At 71.8% G+C, this 1,140-nt stretch carries 2 protein-coding genes; both read left to right on the forward strand.

The features are described from left to right. On the forward strand, positions 1–547 hold a 547-nt coding region (locus tag D8M29_RS12520; protein ID WP_305034237.1), incomplete at its 5' end, for a DnaJ C-terminal domain-containing protein. 113 nt (positions 548–660) lie between these two features. Next, the coding region (locus D8M29_RS12525; RefSeq protein ID WP_174233379.1) for a nitronate monooxygenase at positions 661–1,140 on the forward strand (480 nt) is incomplete at its 3' end.

A 1,140-nucleotide genomic window follows, 5' to 3' on the forward strand; every position in this document is an offset into this window, starting at 1 on the left:
CACGCCCTGCCCCGAGTGCGCAGGTCACGGCCGGGTCCGCTCGCGGCGCACGCTGACCGGGAAGATCCCGGCCGGTGTCGACAACGGCACCCGGATCCAGCTCGCCGGCGAGGGCGAGGTCGGCCCAGGCGGCGGTCCGGCCGGCGACCTGTACGTCGAGATCCACGAGCTGCCGCACGCGCGGTTCCAGCGCCGCGGCGACGATCTGCACTGCACGGTCACCATCCCCATGACGGCGGCGGCCCTCGGCACGAAGGTGCCGCTGGAGACGCTCGACGGGCTGGAGGAGGTCGACATCCGGACGGGCACCCAGTCCGGCCAGTCCGTCCCGCTGCACGGGCGCGGCATCACGCACCTGCGTGTCGGCGGGCGCGGTGACCTGATCGTGCACGTCGACGTGATGACCCGGACCAAGGTGGACACGGAGCCGGAGCGCCGCCTGCGAGAGCTGGCGACAAGGCGAGGCGAGGCGCGGCCCACCGGCCAGTCCGAGCCCGGGCAGAAGGGCCTGTTCTCACGTCTGAAGGACGCGTTCAACGGCCGCTAGATCCGCGCAACGATGTCGTACGGGCCCGGTTTCCGGGCCCGTACCGCATTGCGGACAAAACGTGGCAGCGGGGTGCGCATCACGGGACAGGAAGGACATGACACGATGCGGTCATGTCATCCGCGTTGACCGATCTCTGCCGGTATCCGATCGTGCAGGCCCCGATGGCGGGAGGCGTCTCCCGGCCGGAGCTGGCCGCCGCGGTCTCCGAGGCCGGAGGGCTGGGGTTCCTCGCCGCCGGCTACAAGACGGCGGACGGGATGTACAACGAGATCAAGCAGCTCCGGAGGACGACCGGCCGGCCCTTCGGCGTCAACCTCTTCATGCCGCAGCCCCTCGTCGCCGACCCGGGCGCCGTCGAGATCTACCGCCACCAGCTCGCGGGCGAGGCGGCCTGGTACGAGACCCCCCTCGGTGACACGGACGCCGGCGGGGACGACGGCTACGACGCCAAGGTCGCGATCCTGCTGCACGACCCCGTACCCGTGGTCTCCTTCACCTTCGGCTGCCCCACCCGCGAGGTCCTCGACGCGTTCGCCGCCGTCGGCACGCTCACCGTCGTCACGGTCACCTCGCCCCAGGAGGCGCGGAAC

It is taken from the genome of Micrococcus sp. HSID17227, assembly GCF_003989405.1.
Classification (GTDB): domain Bacteria; phylum Actinomycetota; class Actinomycetes; order Actinomycetales; family Micrococcaceae; genus Micrococcus; species Micrococcus luteus.